Below are 18,345 nucleotides of genomic sequence, written 5' to 3'. Positions count from 1 at the left end.
CTTACTCGAGCGCCTTGCTTAGAAACGCGTTACGCCAACTGAACGTTGCGTCCGAGCTGAGCTCTAGAAATTCCTGATAGTACTTGGGGGCGATACGCGCCTTGATGGCTTCCATCATGTAAAGCGACGCTTCGGGTAATGACGTGATCAATTCATGATAATTGATGTAGTAAGGCGCACGCTGACCGTAAAGGTCCTGAAAGCTGCCAACGCGCTCGAAACGCACATGCGACCCCTTGATCAATCGTGCGAACCGAGGCTCGATCAGTGCAAAACCGTGATAGCGTTCCAGTAGGCTTGCGACCGAGCCCATGCCGATCCAGAGGGCGTCGCGGGCATGACGAAAGCATTCTCGTTCGGCCGTGGTTTCGAGGAAGTCGAAGCCTCGCTTTTGGTAAAGCGTACTGGTAAGGAGAGAGAACCGAGACAGCTCGCAAATGGTATCGACAGAAAACGTGGATGGGTCGCGCTGGTCATCGAAATTGTTTTCAAGCAGATGCTGAATGGGCAAGCCCTTTCCCTCTACGGGAGTGACAATTCGAAAGTAACCGATGGGCGTCTGGCTTTTTTTATGCCGAATAATGAAGTGAACGGCTTTATCGTCAAAAACATCCCACTCGTCTTCTATGTTATCGCCCGAGAGATAGCCGAACTTGTCGTGGTATATATTGCGCCTTAGCGAGCATCCGGAAATATAATCATCGTAGCGACTTGCAATCAAAAACTCGAAATTTTCGAGAAAGAAGTCTATCGCTTCCCTATTCATTATATGGCCTTGTAATTGTATCTATATGAGCGGGGCGACCTACCCAGTACCCCTGTGCGTACTCCACGCCAATCGCTTTTAAATAATCGAATGTCGCCTTGTCTTCCACAAATTCGGCAATAACCTGCTTACCGAATGAGCGACATACTTCAGCGATGGCAGAAACAATAATCTTGTTTTCTGACGATTTGTACAAATTGATAATGAATTCACCATCGATCTTTACATAGTCAGAGGGAAGCTGATTCAAATACTTGAAGCTACTGAACCCCGAGCCAAAATCGTCTAGGGCAATTGAACACCCAAGCGACTTAATTTTGCTTAGTGTCGCCTGCGCAAGTCCGAAGTCGATGACTGCCTCGGTTTCGGTAATTTCGATGATTAGCCGAGCGGGATCGGCCCCATGCGTGGCCAGGCATGTCTCGAGATACTGCGCAAGATCCTGATCTCGAAGTGATTTACCCGAGATATTGATGGACATCGAAATATCGCCAAGACCTGATAGGTACCGCACGCCCGCATCGATAACGTGGCGGTCAATATCGATGATGCGCCCATTACGCTCAGCCACCGGAATGAACTGGCCGGGTGAGAAAAAACCGCCGTCGCCATCCGGAAGACGCAACAGAAGCTCGTAGTGCCGCACATCCTCGCTCGCAATTGTCATGATTGGCTGCACAAAGAATTCAAACCGCTTTTCATCCAGCGCGGCCTTGATCAGATCATTCCAGTAGACCCGATCTTCCAGCATGGCCTTATCAAGATCCTGGGCTGTGGTGACGTACCAATCGCGTAACGGGTTTTCCTTGGCGATGTACATGGCGCAATCAGCGTTTGCCATGATGGCCTCGGTGGTATCACCGTGCTCGGGGTAGATGGCGACACCGATGCTCGCCATGGCGCGGTGTCGACGCTCCTCGATGATGAAATTGATGTCCGAGAGACCGCTATTGATGCTGCGGGCCACCGTGACCGCACGCTCACAGTCATAACCTTCCAGCAAAACCGCGAATTCATCGCCTCCCAACCGGGCAATGACGGCTTCTTCCGGCAGAAGTTGGGTCAATTTTTGGGCAACCATCGACAGCAGACGATCGCCGGCGCCATGGCCGCTGAGTTCGTTCACTTCCTTGAACTGATCCAGATCCAGATAGAAGACGGCACCCGATGCCTTGGCCTCGAGTGATTGTTGAAGGCACACATTGAAATAGCGGCGGTTATAAAGGCCTGTTAACGGGTCCCTGTTGGCCAGCCAGATCAAGCGAGACTCGGCCGCCTTTTTCTCGGTAATGTCGACCCCGACGGAAACCCAATACCCCTCTTCATCATCGGACAGATTCTGGATCGGCGAGTGATACCACTCGATGACCATGTCCTTCTTGCCTGGCACACGGCTTTCGGTATGAAAGGAGACATTGCCGTAATCGAAGCTTTCGACCTGAAGAAATACATCCCTGAAGCATCGCCCCTTCAACTCAGTCATGGGGCAGGAAAGCTTGCCAAGCGCGAACTGGTTGGCAAGCACGATGCCGGACGTCTCGCTATGCGTGACAATGAACGCATTGGCGGTAAACAGCAGCCGATCCACGAACTCTTTCTCGTGGGCCAGCTCCTTGACGTGTTGGGTCAGGTCATCATTGCTTTTATAAAGGGCCTGCTGGAGACGTTGAAGCTGACTGGCCACCTCAATGGCCGTCCGCTGCAGTGTGCCAACCTCATCTCTTACGCGCCCTTTTAATTGCACCGCCTCCGAAAACTCATGAAACCGGCTTTGAGACAATAAGGGCAGCGACCCAATCACCCGTCTTAGATTCGACATTGGCCGCCACAAAAGAAGAAACACCGCCATTTCAGCCAATAACCAGCCAAGTATCGCGATCATGAACACACGCCGGGAATCGGACTGAATACTCGAGTAGCTTTCAGTGATGTCCGAGATGATTACAACGTAGGCGGTATTATTGAGCCCATTTAGCTGATCATTTAAGGGGAAGGCCATCAGATGGTAGTACTGATCGTCGAAACGAACGCGTACCGGGCTTTTGCGCAGAGCGTTCTTGTCATACTGAGTTGACCACAGAGCCAAACGTTCGAGGGTAGTTGCCCGGTCGGTGGCGGCCACCACGTTGGCGCCCCAGGCAGGCAGCTCCTCGGAGCTACTGGAGTAAACGTTGTCGACCATGATGGCCAGCGCGCTTTTCTTGTTGATATTGATGTAACGTGCGATATCGGCAATGGACACGGATAGCATGATCACGCCAACACTTTGCCCTCCCCGAAGAATCGGGGAGAAGGCGTATTGTCGGCATGTGGTGCGGCAAACCAGCCGGGATAAAGGCTGTTCTTTCTCTAGCACCTTTTGGACCCAATAGCTGAAAAAATGCTCTCTACTGTTGTCAGGTGTTGCGACATGCCCTCTTTGCGCCAGTTGACGGCTTTGGCGATCAAACACCTTGACCTCATCCACACCCACATCAAGCTGAAGTGTGGGCCACTGCGCCACGATCTTGTCATCCAGCCGCGTGCGGTCCGTGAATTCGACCGACTCACCAAGCCCCTGCGTCGCCGCCAGTATGCTCGCCATATGTTTCAAACTGGCTTCAGAATTATTTAAGGCATTGACGATATCCAGCTGCTGGCGCTGGTAACTGAGAAGCTGGCGCTCGTTCAGCTGCCCCTCGAGCTCCATCTGACTGACGCGATAAAAGGTCAGAGCCAGAAGAACAAGAATCACCGAGGTGGCGAAGAGCACCTTGAGCCTAAGACTTGAAAACCTGGGCGCACTTTTCAGAAACCGCATCTTTTGCCTCATTAAAAACGGTATGAGGCTTGAAGCAGAAACAATCCCCAGTACTTGGATTCGCTTTCACGCTCGGCATTAAGCAGCCAACCGGTTCCTTCGACGTTATGATATTCGGCAGACAGCAAAAATTGAGACGTTGCCGACCATTGCACCCCAACCGTATGGTCATAGGCATAGCGTGAGTAGCTTTTCCCGAACCCCGCCGCCTCAAACGCGTGACCATCAGGATCGTCCCTGTCCGAAATCATGACGTCGTAGCGCAGAAGACCTTGCCAATCGCTATTGAATCGATAGACGTATTGCACATACCAACTCTCACCTATCGTATTTACGTTAAGTAAATCGTTACCCATATGACTGAGTTTTCGATCGCGGTAGGCATATTCGGAGGTAAGGCTCCAATTGAGGCTATTGTACTGAAGCGATAGAACGATGGGCGTATAGCTGAAGCGGCCATCACCCAGCGCATCAACGCTTGATTTATAATCCGCCTTGACCTCTGCATACGTCAGTGCCGCAACGAATCGTCCGCCATCGTATTCATAAAGCAGCTGTGAGATCAGCGAAGGTTCAGCCTCTAGCGACCCCGGCAAGATGTCCATCAACACCGTATCTTCGACATCTTCATCGACCTGAGGCACCCCCCAGCCCAACTGGAAGCGAATGCTGCTGTCATCGAACCGATGATCGAAGTAACCAACAATCCCATCGCCTGACAGCGATTGAGCACGTGTCCGGTCAAAGTAAATTGACTGAGGCAGCAGGATACTTGGCCGAGTAAAAGGAACATCTCGAGTCTGGTTATAGAATCCAAACGGATTTTTTACACGACCCACTTTAATACCAAACGTTTCATCAACGTCTGAATGAATCTGGTAATCGATCAGACCGTAATCAAGCTTTGGGGATGCATCGCTGGCGTCGCCTCCCGCGCGCCGGCTCAGCACCTGTGCCGACATCAACAGATTGTCGGTCGGTCGCATCGATGCATTCAGACCCAGCTCATAAAATTCGAGGCTGCCGCCACTCGAGCTGCTGGGCCCAAAAAAATCATTGGCGCTCGACACCACGAGCGCCTGACTCAGAAAACCATGCACCTGGAACGTTTCCCAGGCGTTTTCGAGCGGTTGAGCCTTGGCGTATGCAGAACACATGAGCAATAACGCGCCGTAAAGGCTTTTTTCAATCCAACGATATGATGCGCACACGGTCATCCGCCTGTCCTTTCTTTACATAACCGATCCCTCCTGGCGTGGTAGCCACCAGGTCGAGCATGTCACTGATTGATTCAACCGTATTGGGCGCCTGGCCTGTACCTGAGAATACGGCACGATCCCAGGCGAGGCGCAACTGGTGCGGGTAGACGTTCAAGAGCTGTTTGCAGAAGACATCGTGCAAGGGATTATTATCGGGCAACACAAAGACGTGCGCAGCCCGCCCCCCAGGAAATGTTCTAAGGCGCATGGCAAAGATAGCTCTGACACTCTCGGTACTGAGTGAGGCAAAACTGCTTTGCTTATTGGCGATCAGTACAATGGTCTCTTCGTGCTGAGCGCCCTTGGCGCTGCCCAGCAGCATGAAAAAGAGTAACCCTACCTGGACCAAACGCTTTAGACAAAAAACGTACACGTTACTGTTCGATTCCCACGGGGTTAGCCTCTAGCGTCAGAAAAGAGGACGGCTTGAATGACCGAAAAAACCAGGACATGGCACCCAATCGGGAAAGCCACTTTTACTACCATTGTTATCACTCACCTGCGTTATCGGCCACTTCTTTGTGAGCTTAATATACTGACGTCATTCACTCTTTCGAGCTAGGCTGGACTGTGCATAAAAAAGGCTGCCTATAAGGCAGCCTTTAAAACCACTCATCTTACATACTGATCGCCATCAAACACCCAGGTAATCGAGAATACCTTCCGCAGCTTGGCGTCCTTCGTAAACCGCCGTCACTACAAGATCAGAACCGCGAACCATGTCACCACCGGCGAAGATCTTTTCGTTGGAGGTCTGATAGGCATACTCACCTTGCTCTGGGGCAGTCACGCGGCCACGGTCATCGACATCGACCCGTGCGCCCTTGAACCACTCAGCCGGGCTCGCCTGAAAACCAAACGCAATCACCACGGCGTCACAGGCAATGATCTCTTCAGAACCGGGCACGACCTCGGCACGACGACGCCCGCGCTCATCCGGCTCACCCATACGGGTACGCACAAGCTTTACGCCCTCGACCTTCTCATCACCCACGACCGCAACAGGTTGACGGTTGAACAGGAACTCGACGCCCTCCTCACGCGCGTTGGCCACTTCACGCTTGGAACCGGGCATATTGGCCTCATCACGGCGATAGGCACAGATCACACGATCAGCCCCTTGACGAATGGAGGTGCGGTTGCAGTCCATTGCCGTGTCGCCCCCGCCGAGCACCACCACCCGCTGCCCCTGCATCGAAACGTAGTCGGCCGGGTTAGCTTCAAAGCCCAGGTTGTGATTGATGTTTGCAATCAGGAAATCCAGCGCTTTGTGGACCCCCGGAAGCTGCTCGCCGGGAAACCCACCTTCCATATACTTATAGGTCCCCATACCCATGAACACTGCATCGAACTCATCAACCAGTTCGTCGATGGTGATGTCCGTGCCTATATCGGTATTGAGCCGGAATTCGACGCCCATTTCCTCAAGCACACTGCGACGACGCTTCATGACGTGTTTTTCGAGCTTGAACTCGGGGATACCGAAGGTCAGCAGACCGCCGATCTCGGGGTAGCGATCAAACACGACCGGCGTCACCCCATTTCGAACCAGAACATCGGCGCAGCCAAGCCCGGCAGGCCCCGCCCCGATCACGGCCACGCGCTTGTCGGTCTTCTCGACACCGCTCATGTCGGGCCGCCAGCCCATCGCGAACGCGGTATCGGTGATGTACTTCTCGACCGAGCCGATGGTCACGGCTCCGAAGCCATCATTGAGGGTACAGTCGCCTTCACAGAGCCGGTCCTGAGGACAAACCCGACCACACACCTCCGGCAGGGAGTTGGTACGGTGTGAAAGCTCTGCCGCCTCGAGAATATTGCCCTCGGACACCAGTTTCAGCCAGTTCGGAATGTAGTTGTGCACCGGGCACTTCCATTCGCAGTACGGGTTGCCACAGTGCAGGCAGCGATGCGCCTGGTTGGCCGCCTCCTGCGGGCGAAACGGCTCATAGATTTCGGCAAATTCCTGAGCACGCCGACGAGCGTCGCGCTTGGCGGGATCCTGGCGGCCGACATCAATGAACTGGAAATCGTTGGATAATCGTTCACTCATCTTTCTATCTCCTTATTCCGGACGACGACGCGACTCGGCCAATAGACCGTTCAAGCTGGCCGCCTTGGGCTTGACCAGCCAGAAATGGCGCACATAGTCGGAAAAATCATCCAGGATCTCAGCGCCCCAGCGTGACCCGGTCTCTTCGACGTAGGCGGAAATCACCTCGCGCAGGTGACGACGATACGCTTCCATCGCCTCGGTATTGACGCGATGAATTTCCACCAATTCATGGTTATAGCGGTCGACAAAGTTGCGATTCAAGTCGAGCACATAGGCAAAGCCGCCGGTCATGCCGGCACCGAAGTTGAGCCCTGTCTCACCCAGCACACAGACCAGGCCACCGGTCATGTACTCGCAGCAGTGATCGCCTGCGCCCTCGATCACGGCGTGCGCGCCTGAGTTACGCACCCCAAAACGCTCTCCGGCAGTCCCTGAGGCGTAAAGCGTGCCACCTGTGGCCCCATAGAGGCAGGTGTTGCCGATGATCGCGGTGTCCTGACTCTTGAACAGGCTTTCCTTCGGCGGCGTCACCACAAGCTTGCCCCCGTTCATGCCCTTGCCGACGTAATCGTTGGCATCGCCTTCGAGGTACATGTTGAGCCCGCGTGCGTTCCAGACACCAAAGCTTTGGCCGCTGACACCGCTCAGCCGCAATGTGATTGGTGCATCCTCAAGCCCCGCCTCACCGTAGCGCTTGGCGATGTAGCCTGAAGTCATTGCCCCGACGGAGCGGTCGCAGTTGGTGACACTGAAGCTGAACTCGCCACCGGCCTTGGCATCGATCGAAGCTTTGAGCGCGTCCAAGATTTCATGGTTCTTGGCCCCCTTATCATGCGGGTCATTGCGATCATGCGTGCAGTACTGCGGGGCGTCTTTCGGCACCCAGTCGTTTTGAAGAAGCGACTCGAGATTGAGCTTGCCGTGAGACACCGTTGTGCCCTCGATCTTCTCGAGCAGATCCGTACGCCCGATAAGATCGGCCAACTGAGTAACACCAAGCATCGCCATCAGCTCGCGCACCTCTTCTGCAATGAAGCGGAAGTAGTGCTTGACCATATCGACCGTGCCGCGGAAATGCTCATCGCGCAGCGCCTTGTGCTGCGTGGCAACACCGGTGGCACAGTTGTTCAAGTGGCAAATACGCAAGTATTTGCAGCCAAGCGCCACCATCGGTGCGGTTCCGAAACCGAAACTTTCGGCGCCGAGGATAGCGGCCTTGATCACATCGAGCCCGGTTTTCAGGCCGCCATCGGTCTGAAGCCGGATCTTGTCACGCAAACCATTGATCCGAAGCGCCTGGTGCACTTCGGGCAAACCCAGTTCCCAAGGGCTTCCTGCGTGCTTGATCGACGTTAGCGGGCTGGCCGCTGTACCGCCGTCGTACCCCGAGACCGTTATCAGATCCGCATAGGCCTTGGCCACCCCTGTCGCGATGGTACCAATGCCTGGCTCCGACACCAGCTTGACCGAAATCTGAGCCGTGGGGTTGACCTGCTTCAGATCGAAAATGAGCTGCGCCAGGTCTTCGATCGAGTAGATATCGTGGTGCGGCGGCGGTGAAATCAGCGTCACCCCGGGCACGGCGTAGCGAAGCCGTGCGATCAGATCGTTAACCTTGCCACCGGGCAGCTGGCCGCCCTCACCGGGCTTGGCGCCCTGCGCCACCTTGATCTGGAGAACTTCAGCGTTGACCAGATAGGCAGGCGTCACGCCAAAGCGGCCAGACGCAATCTGCTTGATCTTGGAGCTCTTGATCGTGCCGTAGCGGGCGGGGTCTTCACCACCCTCACCGGAGTTAGAGCGTCCCCCCGTCTCATTCATCGCCTGCGCCAGCGCCTCATGCGCCTCCGGCGACAATGCACCGAGTGACATGCCTGCGCTATCAAAGCGCGGCAGAAGCGCCTCGACCGGCTCGACGTCTTCGATCGGTACGGCATGTTCACCGGGCTTCAAGTTCAAAAGATCACGGATGGTCGCGACCGGCCGCTCATTGACCAGCTTGGCGAATGCTTTCCACTTTTGGTAATCACCCTGTTGAACCGCCTGCTGCAGTACGGTGACGACATCGGGGTTGTAGGCATGGTACTCATACCCGTGAACGTACTTGAGCAGCCCACCGTGGCGCGTTGACTTGCGCGGAATCCACGCATCCTTCGCCAGCAACTCCTGCTGCATCTGGATTTCGGCAAAGCCAGTCCCCTCAATGCGTGACGCCATGCCCGGGAAACACATACCCATCACGTCGGAGTCGAGCCCGACGGCCTCGAACAAGAGTGCGCCGCGATAAGAGGCAATGTGAGAAATCCCCATCTTCGACAGAATCTTGAAGATGCCCTTCTGCATGCCACGGCGATAGTTTTCGCGACCATCGGCCGGATCGCCCAGCACCTCACCGGCACGGTACATGTCGGCCATGACCTGATAGGCCAGATACGGATAGATCGCTGTCGCGCCCACCCCGAACAGCACCGCCATTTGATGCGCGTCGCGGGCGTAGCCGGTCTCGACGATCAGATTGACGCGCGGCCGCAGAGCCTTCTTGGCCAGATGGTGGTGCACTGCGCCGACCGCCAAAGCCGGATGAATCGGGAGCTGTCCCTTTTCGAGCCCCAGATCGCTCAGAACCAGAAGGACCTTGCCGTTACGCGCTGCGTGCTCGGCGGCTTCACACAAGCCTTCGAGTGCCTGCTTGAGACCTTGGTGCGCGGGGTCATAAAGCATCGAGAACCGCTCACACTCAAGCCCTGATGAGCTTTGGGTGGTCATCGCGGTGAACTTGCGCGGCGATAGGATCGGCGTGGTCAAGACCAGCCGATGAGCGTGCTCGGGCGAGGCCTGAAACACGTTCATTTCGGCGCCCAGACAGGTTTCGAGCGACATCACGATCGACTCGCGGATCGGGTCGATCGGCGGGTTCGTGACCTGCGCAAACTTTTGACGAAAATAGTCGCTTAAAAGCCTTGGCTGACGAGACAGGACCGCCATCGGCGTATCGTCACCCATCGAGCCCACCGCCTCCTGGCCAGCCTCGGCCAGCGGTCGAAGCACCTGGTCACGCTCTTCAAAGCTGACCAAAAACATCTTCTCGTAGACCTTGAGCTGATCAGCATCCATCGGCTGAAAACGCGCAAGTTCGGTCAAGGCGGATTCGAGATAGTTGGCCTGCTCCTTGAGCCACGTCTTGTAGGGGTAAGACGCCTTCAGGCGTTCATCGATATCGTGCGTGTGCAGCACTTCGCCGGTTTCTGTGTCTACCGACAGAATCTGACCGGGGCCGACACGGCCTTTAGCCACCACATCTTCCGGCTTATAGCTCCAGACGCCAATTTCAGAAGACAGCGTGATGTAGCCGTTACGAGTCATGAGCCAGCGCGCCGGGCGCAACCCGTTTCGATCGAGCATACAAACCGCATGCCGTCCGTCGGTCAATACAATGCCGGCCGGCCCGTCCCAGGCTTCCATATGCATGGAGTTGTATTCATAGAAGGCCTTCAGCTGACCATCCATGGTTTCCACGTTCTGCCAGGCCGGCGGCACCATCAACCGTACGGCCTTGTAGAGATCCATCCCACCGGTCAGAAGCACTTCCAGCATGTTATCCATGCTTGAGGAATCCGACCCCGTCGTATTGACGATTTCGTTGAGCTCCTGAATGTCGCTCAAATGCTCGTTGACGAAGTTTTCCTTACGCGCATTGGCCCAGCTTCGGTTGGCCTCGATCGTGTTGATCTCGCCGTTATGCGCCATGAATCGGAACGGTTGAGCCAGATGCCAACGCGGCGCGGTGTTGGTCGAAAAACGCTGGTGAAAGACGCAGATCGATGTGGTGAGACGCTCATCGCTCAGATCCGGATAGAACGTGCTCAGATCCACCGGCATCATCAGTCCCTTATAGGAGATGACCTTGGAGGAGAGCGAGCAAATATAGAACTCGTCATCGGAGGCGAGCTTTTCCTCGGCGTGGCGCCGCGCCATGAACAGGTCGACATTGAACGCCATATCATCGCTTCGCGCGCCGTTGGGGGCAACGAAAAGCTGTCGAATGCGTGGCTGGCAGTCGCGGGCGATCGGGCCACAGACGTCGGAGTTGACCGGCACGTCGCGCCAACCGTGAACCACGATCCCACGGGCAGTCAGCTCGTTTTCGAGCACCGCGCGCGCATGTGCTTCTTTGTGATCGTCGTTCGGAAAAAAGACACAGCCGACGGCGTACTGGGCCCCAAGCGTTTCACCCAAAGCCTCTTCGGCCTTGGCACGCATGAAGGCGTCCGGCATTTTGATCAAAAGACCACACCCATCGCCGGTTTTACCATCGGAGTTAATGCCGCCACGGTGGGTCATGCAGGTCAGCGATTCGATCGCGGTCTGTAGCAGATGATGACTGGCCTGTCCTTCCATATGCGCAATAAGGCCAAAGCCACAGTTGTCACGGAACTCGCCAGGCCGGTGTAGACCTCTCATCATGGGCGTGCCTCTCATCAAAATGGTTGTATCCAGTAATATGCAGAGTTATTCTTTAAGGTTTTTTATTATTCTCAAGCGGTGCGTAGGCGCTTGATTCTTACCGTTAAAAAGGGGGTTGAGCTTACCCGCACAAGCCAATTCAGCGCAAACGGCTTTTACCCACCCGCCCTCAAACCCTTCTAAAAACCATAAGTTACGCAGCCACCTCGCTTAAAAAGCCTTCTATCTCAGCCTGTTAGCGCCAAATATATAAACAAATACTAACTTATACTTTGGTTTAATAAGCCAACACAAACCCATACAGATTACGCATACGCCATGCCAATAAACGAATAAGCGCGATGGTTCGGTCACAAAAAAAGCTGCCCGAAGGCAGCTTCTTGTTACTACAGTCTTGTTACTACAGTCTTTTTTCTACCGCTTGGGGAAATGGTCGATAGTCGCCTCGATCATCGACGCCGGCGCCTCTTCGGTCACTCGCGCATCACCCAGCGTGGGTAGCAGCACGAGCCGTAGCCGATCGCTGATGTTTTTCTTATCGAGCCGCATCAACTCGATAAAGCGTGCAGTATCGACGCTCGCAGGCGCCTCAACCGGCAGCCCAGCCAGCTCGAGAAGCCGTTTGACGCGTGCCACATCGTTGTCATCGAGCCACTCAAGCGAACGCGAAAGCGTGGCCGCCATCAGCATACCGACACTCACAGCCTCACCGTGCAACCACGACCCATAACCCAGCGCATTTTCGATCGCATGGCCAAACGTGTGACCCAGGTTGAGAATCGCCCGCACACCCTGCTCGGTTTCGTCCTCATGCACGACATCGGCTTTGATCTGACAGCTTTGAACGATCACTTCCGTCAAGACGCTGTCGTCATAGGCGCGGATATCATCCATTCGAGCCTCGAGATACTCGAGAAACGTGACGTCATAGATCAAACCGTACTTGATCACCTCGGCAAGCCCCGCCGAAAACTCACGATCAGGCAGCGTTTCAAGCGTTGACGTATCAGCCAACACAACCCTTGGCTGCCAGAACGCGCCAATCATGTTCTTGCCGCGCGGATGATTGATGCCCGTTTTACCCCCAACCGAGGAGTCCACCTGAGACAGCAGCGTGGTCGGGATCTGAATGAACTCCACGCCGCGCTGATAGGTTGCAGCCGCGAACCCGGTCACGTCACCGATCACGCCGCCACCAAGTGCAATTAGCGTGCAGCGTCGATTGAACCCTTGCTCAAGCAAGGCGTCCCAGATGAGGGAGGCGCTGTCCAGGCTTTTGTGCTGCTCGCCATCAGGCAGGATGACCTCACTCACGATCATATGGTCAGGCAGCATCGCCTTGACCTTATCAAGATACAGCGGCGCGACGGTTTCATTGGTGACGATCATCACCTGACGTCCACCGATGTAGGGCGCCAGTAGTTCCTGACGCTCCAAAAGATTGGGCCCGACATGAATCGGATAGCTTCGTGTATCGAGATCGACCGTAAGCGTCTGCATCGCATTATCCTTATAACGTTCGTTGATCCGCTAGGTTTCCTGATTGAGCGACCCGACGTACTGCACTACCTCGCGCCTGATCGCCGCAATGACATGGCGCGGGCTTCGGCGGTCCGTCGAAATTACAAGATCGGCTGTAGATCGATACATGGGTTCACGCTCGTGCAAGAGCGCTCTGAGTTTCGCCGCCGGGTCAGCGCACTGCAATAAGGGCCGGTTGCGATCGCGCGCCGTTCGTCGAACAAGCTGCTCGACCGAGGCACGCAGATAGATCACCACGCCACGCTCGCGCAACATCTGCCGATTGGACTCACGCAGGATGGCACCACCTCCGGTTGCCATGACAATGTCCTGGCGAAGGGTCAGGCGGTCGATCACCTGAGTTTCACGGTCGCGAAAGCCGGACTCGCCTTCAACGTCGAAAATCCAGGGAATATTGCAGCCGCATCGACGCTCGATTTCGTGATCGCTGTCATAGAAAACACGATGCAACTCGGCCGCCAATAGGCGGCCGATCGTACTTTTTCCCGTGCCCATGGGCCCGATAAGAAAGATGTTGGGTAGCTCTTGCATCAGCGGAACGTCAAACTGTCATCGATGATTTTAGGTGTTATGAACACGAGCAATTCTACCTTTGAATTCGATTCCTCGGTATAGCGAAACAGCTGCCCCAACAGGGGAATGTCACCAAGGAAAGGGGTCTTGTACAGGTTTCTCAACTGCTCTGTGGACAGAATACCCCCCAAGACGACCGTTTCGCCATCATTTACCAATACTTGGGTCTGAATTTCATTGGTATCGATGGCCGGCGCCCCGCCATACTGCGTATTCGACACATCATCATTTTTGATCTGAAGGTCCATGATGATGCGGTTATCCGGCGTCACCTGCGGCGTCACTTCAAGCGCAAGCACCGCCTCCTTGAACTCCACATTGGTCGCACCGCTGGAGGTGGCCTCCTGATAGGGGATCTCCTGGCCCTGCTTGATGATCGCCTTGCGCTGATTGGCCGTGATGACTTTCGGCTGGGAAATGGTCTGACTCTTGCCTTCTGTTTCAAGCGCGTTCAACTCGAGATCGAGCAGGACATCGCCTGACAGATATCCGAAGCTGAATGAGGTCGAGGGCGCCACGCTGTCGCCCAGATCGACCGCCAACCCGCCCAGCGCGGTCGTACCACTAGACGCACCGGTGAGGTCAAATTTTCCATTGGATGGGCCGCTTGACGCACCCCAGCGCACGCCGAGTTCATTAGTCACGCTTTCCCGAGCGATGACGATGCGCGCCTCGATCTGAACCTGCCGCACCGGCACATCCAACCGTGATACCGTTTGACGGATCTCGGCCAGCTGCTCACGAGTGTCGCGAATCAAAAGCGTATTGGTGCGCTGATCGACCATGACCCGGCCTCGCGGCGACAACAGCCCCATGCCCTCCTCGCCCCTTAACAGCAACGCCATATCATCCGCCTTTGCATAGCGAATCTGCAGATAGTCCATCGCAAGTTCGGCGGTCTGCTCGAGCCCTTGATCGGCGGCAATGCGGCGCTGGGTCATGCTTACAAGCTCATCGGCGGGCGCCACCATCAATACATTGCCGTCCTGGCGGCTCGAGAGCCCCTTGCTTTTCAAAATGATATCAAGCGCCTGTTGCCAGGGGACGTTTTGTAGATTAAGCGTCACGCTGCCCTGAACGCTGTCGCTGACAACCAGGTTCACCCCCCCTTCCTCCGCCAGAAGAGAGAGCGCCTCACGCACATTGATCGAGCTGAAGTTCAGGGTCACACGCGGCCCGCCGTCGCGCTCGCTACCGCGCTCAAGCGGAGCCGAACCGCTGTCGGCCGGCCCGATTTCAAGAAAGACCGCCCGGCCCTGCTGGGTCAAAAAGGGCTTCCCTCCCCGGTGAGCCACATCCACCATAACGCCGCCGTCGACCTGGCGCGGCGTAACGCGCTCGACCGGCGTCCCGAAGTCGCTCACATCAAGTGTTTGATCCCAGACCGCGGGCAAACGCACTCCCGGCAGAAAGACACGGGCTTGACCCGCGTCACTTTCAAGACGCGCCCCGCCCGCACCGGCCGACACCTGCACCTCAAGCAGCCCATCACGGCCCTGACCACGCTTGAAATCGATCGAGGTAATGCGCGAGACAGTCGCGTCACGGCCTTCCGGGTTCGACGCCGACAATGTGATGTCGAGCGTTTGACCGTTTTGACGCATCTCTGCGTTATAAGGGCGCGCAGCCGACACGATCATTCGAAGGCGCTGCCCATCATCGAAGAGTTCGGCGCGATCGAGATCGAAACGCTTGATCGGTACCTGCCGACGCTCAAGTGCCGACGACGTATCCTTGAAATCGAACACGAGCCGCTCGGGGTCGCTCAGCGTAAAGCGCTCCGGTCGGGGCGGAGCGCCATCGAAGGTAAGCGTCAGGCGAACCTTGCCGTCACCGCTTGAAACGACCTTCATGTCCTCGAGAGTGGCTGCCCAGGCACTGCCCGCCCCGCCGCTCACCACCAGGACGAGCAACATAGAAAGCGTGCGGTACAGTTTTGCCATTAAATGTCTCATGTCCTTCTCTCATCGTTACGGAGCATGTAGTTACGGAACATGTAGTTACGGAACATGTAGTTACCGGGCGTGTCGTTAAGGCGCATTGGAATCCGGTGCATCGATCGACAGGCTGCGCATCATTGGCACCGACCGACCTTGCTCATCGGTTCTGAATTCACGCACCGTCAGCACACGCATCGAGATCGATACCACCTGCCCTTCGTGTTTACCGAGGTACTCACCGACCTTGACCCGCGCCATCTGGCCATCGGGCGTTTCCACCAGTGCTGTCACGCCTGCCCGACTGACAAGCGCCCCCGCGTACCGAAGACTCTCCAGCGCATACGCCTCCAGCGGCTCCCTCGGGCGTTGAGTGTCACGCGCCAGATTCGGTTTCGACCCGCTGTCCGGCACAGTGGCTGCAGACTCTCTGGCAAAGGGGCTTCGACCGTTCGGGTCATACGGCGTCACGTCGTAGATCGGCATTTCAGGCAGCGCCGCGACATGCCCCTTGGGCGTATCGCGCAGAGTATCAAGGCGCGTTTCAAGTTCGGATACATCAGCCCCTCCACAACCGGCCATCAGAAGCACCAGCCCCAGAACGCCCCATATACGTACGGTCATGGACTGCCCCCCTCGGTCTCGCCGCTGGCCTGGTAGCGATAGGTCTTGGCCAACACGTTCAAGACAAGCGGCGCGCCTGGGGCCAATTCGCCACCGTCCGCGGTTTTTTTCTCAAGAGTGAAATCATGAAGGGTCACGATGCGGGGGAGACGTGAAATATCGGTAATAAATGCCGCCAAATGGTGGTATTGGCCTTCAACCCGGATCGACAGCGGCTGCTCGATATAAAACGGATGGCGCGTGGGCGCCTCCAGACGGATGAAATCCATCGACAACTGATGAGCGCGTGCAACTTCACTGATGTCGTCCAAAAGCGCCGGCATTTCAGCGTCCGTCGGTAACATGCCGATCAATCGCGACATCTTGTCGTTGAGTTCATCCATCTGCAGCTTGAGAAGTGGCAGGTTCGCAGCCTGAAACGCCCGTAATTCGAACGAGGACAGTTTTTGCGCCTCCTCGGCATTAAGTGCCTCAAGCTCCTGCTCTGTTCCCGCGACCAAAAGGGCGTTCATCGCAAACCAAACCACCCCGACCACCAGCACACACACCACGCCCTTGATGCTTGAGGGCCAGTTGCCGGCGCCGGCAAGCTCAAGGTCGGATTTTTCCATGGCCTTGATCTGACGCCATTGATCGATCCAGAAGGCACGTGTCATCACCGGTTTCATCGCGCACCTCCCGACTCATTGGACGCCGGCCCTGGCGCCTCGGTCAGCGTCATCTGGACATTGAACTGACGCGGGCCCGCCGCGGAATCGGCTTTTACGTCCTGAAGCATGGGGTCGGAAAATACGGAACTGCGCCCGAAGGCACGAAGCTGTTCTGAAATCTGGCGGTTGCTCGGCGCATTGCCGCGCAGTTTCAACGTGTTCTGCGTGCGAACGAGCTGCTCGTAGACCACGCCGTCCTGCAGGGTATCCTTGAGCGCTGAAAACAGTGACGCCGAGGTCGGGCGGCGCTTTTGCAAACTGGAAATGAGTTCGATCTGCTGATTCATGCTGACGCGCCGCGCCTCGAGGTCGTTGACGGAGCGAATATCGTGCTCGAGCAGTTCAGTACGGCGATCGATGTACTCAAGGCGTGCCTCCTGGTTTGCCACCTCGCTTTGAAGCACGCACCATTCAAGCCCGGCCACGCCACAGCCAAGCACGACGGCCACCAGCAGCGCACGCGTGAACCGACGCGTTCGTCGCTCACGAAGCGACTCCCGCCAGGGCATGAGGTTGATATCGACCAGCCGACCCTGAGTATTCATGGCTCGATATCCTTAAGTGCCAGGCCACAGGCGGTCATCATGGCGGTACCATCCTTGCCAAGCGCCTTGATATCGACCTGACGCCCGAGCTGCATATCCGCGAACGGGTTGGCAAAGACCACGTCCAGACCGCTTTCCCGGGCGAGCGCTTCCTTGAAGCCTGAAAGATGGCACCCGCCGCCACACAGGATCAGGCGAGCTATCTCGTGGGCGCCGGCCGCCGAGTAATACAGTTTGAGCGAGCGCAGCGCCTGCTGCACCAAAGACGTCCTGAACGGCCCGAGAAGACGCTCTTCGTAACGGTCAAGCTCTCCGGTCTTCTTGGCGATACCGGCTTCTTCGAACGTCAGCTTGTAGCCTTGCCGAATCTCATCGGTCAGCTGGCGTCCGCCCATGACAATGTCTCGGGTATACACGATGCGACCGGCACGCATGACATGAAAGCTCGTCATCGAGGAGCCGCAGTCAAGTACAGCCTCGGTGGTGTGTTCGAATGCCTCCTGCGGCATGGTCTTCGGTAATAGAGTTCGGTAGGCTCGTTCCATGGCGAACCCTTCGATATCGACGGCTGCAGGCGTAAGCCCGGCCTGACTTATCGCCGTGGTCAGCAGCTCGACATCCTGTAGGCGGCAGGCCACCAGCATGATGTCCTGCTGATCGGGGTAGCGGTGATGGGGCCCGAGACGCTGAAAGTCAAAGGCCACCTCGCTGAACGGATAGGGAATATGCTTGTCTGAATCCAGCGCTATGCGCGACTCGATATCATCGTCGGTGAACGAGGCCGGAAGTTGAATGACCTTTGTGATGGCTGCAGATACCGGCAGGGCAACCACGGCGCGGCTGGTACTGGGTGAGGCATGATCGAGCGCACGCTTGAGCGTCATGACCACCTCGTCCATATCCCGGATGCGGCGCTCGACCACGGCACGGTCCGGAACCGGACGCACGGCGTAACTTTCCACCTGGAGCCGGCCGCCCTGGCGGGAAAGCTCGATCAGTTTGACAGTGGCCGAGGTAATATCGATGCCAAGTAACCCCTGGCCCTTTTTTTTGAACCGAAGCACAGGCC

The 18,345-nt window shown here is 56.3% G+C and carries 13 protein-coding genes and 1 pseudogene; all 14 read right to left on the bottom strand.

Going from position 1 to position 18,345, the window contains the following annotated elements; all coding sequences use genetic code 11:
• Position 1 precedes the first annotated feature (1 nt).
• Positions 2-313, bottom strand: a complete 312-nt coding sequence (locus NAT23_RS06060; protein WP_251592612.1) for a lysophospholipid acyltransferase family protein — start codon at positions 311-313, stop codon at positions 2-4.
• A gap of 159 nt (positions 314-472) precedes the next feature.
• A pseudogene (locus tag NAT23_RS14800) lies at positions 473-766 on the bottom strand (GNAT family N-acyltransferase); the annotation flags it as partial.
• Entirely contained in the window at positions 759-3,566 is a 2,808-nt protein-coding gene (locus tag NAT23_RS06050; protein WP_251926395.1) for a bifunctional diguanylate cyclase/phosphodiesterase, read from the bottom strand. The gene NAT23_RS06050 and the pseudogene NAT23_RS14800, both read right to left, overlap by 8 nt.
• 11 nt (positions 3,567-3,577) lie before the next feature.
• Positions 3,578-4,783 (bottom strand): hypothetical protein, encoded by a 1,206-nt coding sequence (locus tag NAT23_RS06045; protein ID WP_251926393.1) that lies wholly within the window; start codon positions 4,781-4,783, stop codon positions 3,578-3,580.
• The gene (locus NAT23_RS06040; protein ID WP_251926391.1) at positions 4,752-5,147 is read right to left on the bottom strand and encodes a type 2 periplasmic-binding domain-containing protein; all 396 of its coding nucleotides are present in this window, start codon (positions 5,145-5,147) and stop codon (positions 4,752-4,754) included. The genes NAT23_RS06045 and NAT23_RS06040 overlap by 32 nt, the downstream gene beginning before the upstream one ends.
• A gap of 312 nt (positions 5,148-5,459) precedes the next feature.
• Positions 5,460-6,878: an FAD-dependent oxidoreductase gene (locus tag NAT23_RS06035; protein ID WP_251592621.1), complete on the bottom strand. Its 1,419-nt coding sequence runs from the start codon at positions 6,876-6,878 to the stop codon at positions 5,460-5,462.
• Between the two features lie 12 nt (positions 6,879-6,890).
• Positions 6,891-11,345: a glutamate synthase large subunit gene (gltB, locus tag NAT23_RS06030; RefSeq protein WP_251926389.1), complete on the bottom strand. Its 4,455-nt coding sequence runs from the start codon at positions 11,343-11,345 to the stop codon at positions 6,891-6,893.
• A gap of 414 nt (positions 11,346-11,759) precedes the next feature.
• Positions 11,760-12,845 (bottom strand): 3-dehydroquinate synthase, encoded by a 1,086-nt coding sequence (gene aroB / locus NAT23_RS06025; RefSeq protein ID WP_251926388.1) that lies wholly within the window; start codon positions 12,843-12,845, stop codon positions 11,760-11,762.
• A 30-nt stretch (positions 12,846-12,875) separates the two neighbouring features.
• Positions 12,876-13,418: a shikimate kinase AroK gene (gene aroK, locus NAT23_RS06020; protein WP_251926387.1), complete on the bottom strand. Its 543-nt coding sequence runs from the start codon at positions 13,416-13,418 to the stop codon at positions 12,876-12,878.
• Positions 13,418-15,403, bottom strand: coding sequence for a type IV pilus secretin PilQ (locus tag NAT23_RS06015; protein WP_251926386.1), 1,986 nt, complete (start codon positions 15,401-15,403; stop codon positions 13,418-13,420). Before NAT23_RS06015 ends, aroK begins: the two co-directional genes overlap by 1 nt.
• Before the next feature lie 87 nt (positions 15,404-15,490).
• Positions 15,491-16,021 carry a pilus assembly protein PilP gene (locus tag NAT23_RS06010; RefSeq protein WP_251926385.1) on the bottom strand — a complete coding sequence of 177 codons (531 nt, stop codon included), beginning with the start codon at positions 16,019-16,021 and terminating at the stop codon, positions 15,491-15,493.
• The gene (locus NAT23_RS06005; protein WP_251926384.1) at positions 16,018-16,689 is read right to left on the bottom strand and encodes a type IV pilus inner membrane component PilO; all 672 of its coding nucleotides are present in this window, start codon (positions 16,687-16,689) and stop codon (positions 16,018-16,020) included. The genes NAT23_RS06010 and NAT23_RS06005 overlap by 4 nt, the downstream gene beginning before the upstream one ends.
• Positions 16,686-17,276 (bottom strand): PilN domain-containing protein, encoded by a 591-nt coding sequence (locus tag NAT23_RS06000; protein ID WP_251926383.1) that lies wholly within the window; start codon positions 17,274-17,276, stop codon positions 16,686-16,688. Before NAT23_RS06000 ends, NAT23_RS06005 begins: the two co-directional genes overlap by 4 nt.
• Complete coding sequence (gene pilM / locus NAT23_RS05995; RefSeq protein WP_251926382.1) at positions 17,273-18,340, bottom strand: type IV pilus assembly protein PilM; 1,068 nt, start codon at positions 18,338-18,340, stop codon at positions 17,273-17,275. Before pilM ends, NAT23_RS06000 begins: the two co-directional genes overlap by 4 nt.
• Positions 18,341-18,345 lie beyond the last annotated feature (5 nt).

It is taken from the genome of Larsenimonas salina (assembly GCF_023736155.1).
Lineage (GTDB): Bacteria > Pseudomonadota > Gammaproteobacteria > Pseudomonadales > Halomonadaceae > Larsenimonas > Larsenimonas salina.
This window is presented reverse-complemented; position numbering and strand designations above follow the sequence as displayed.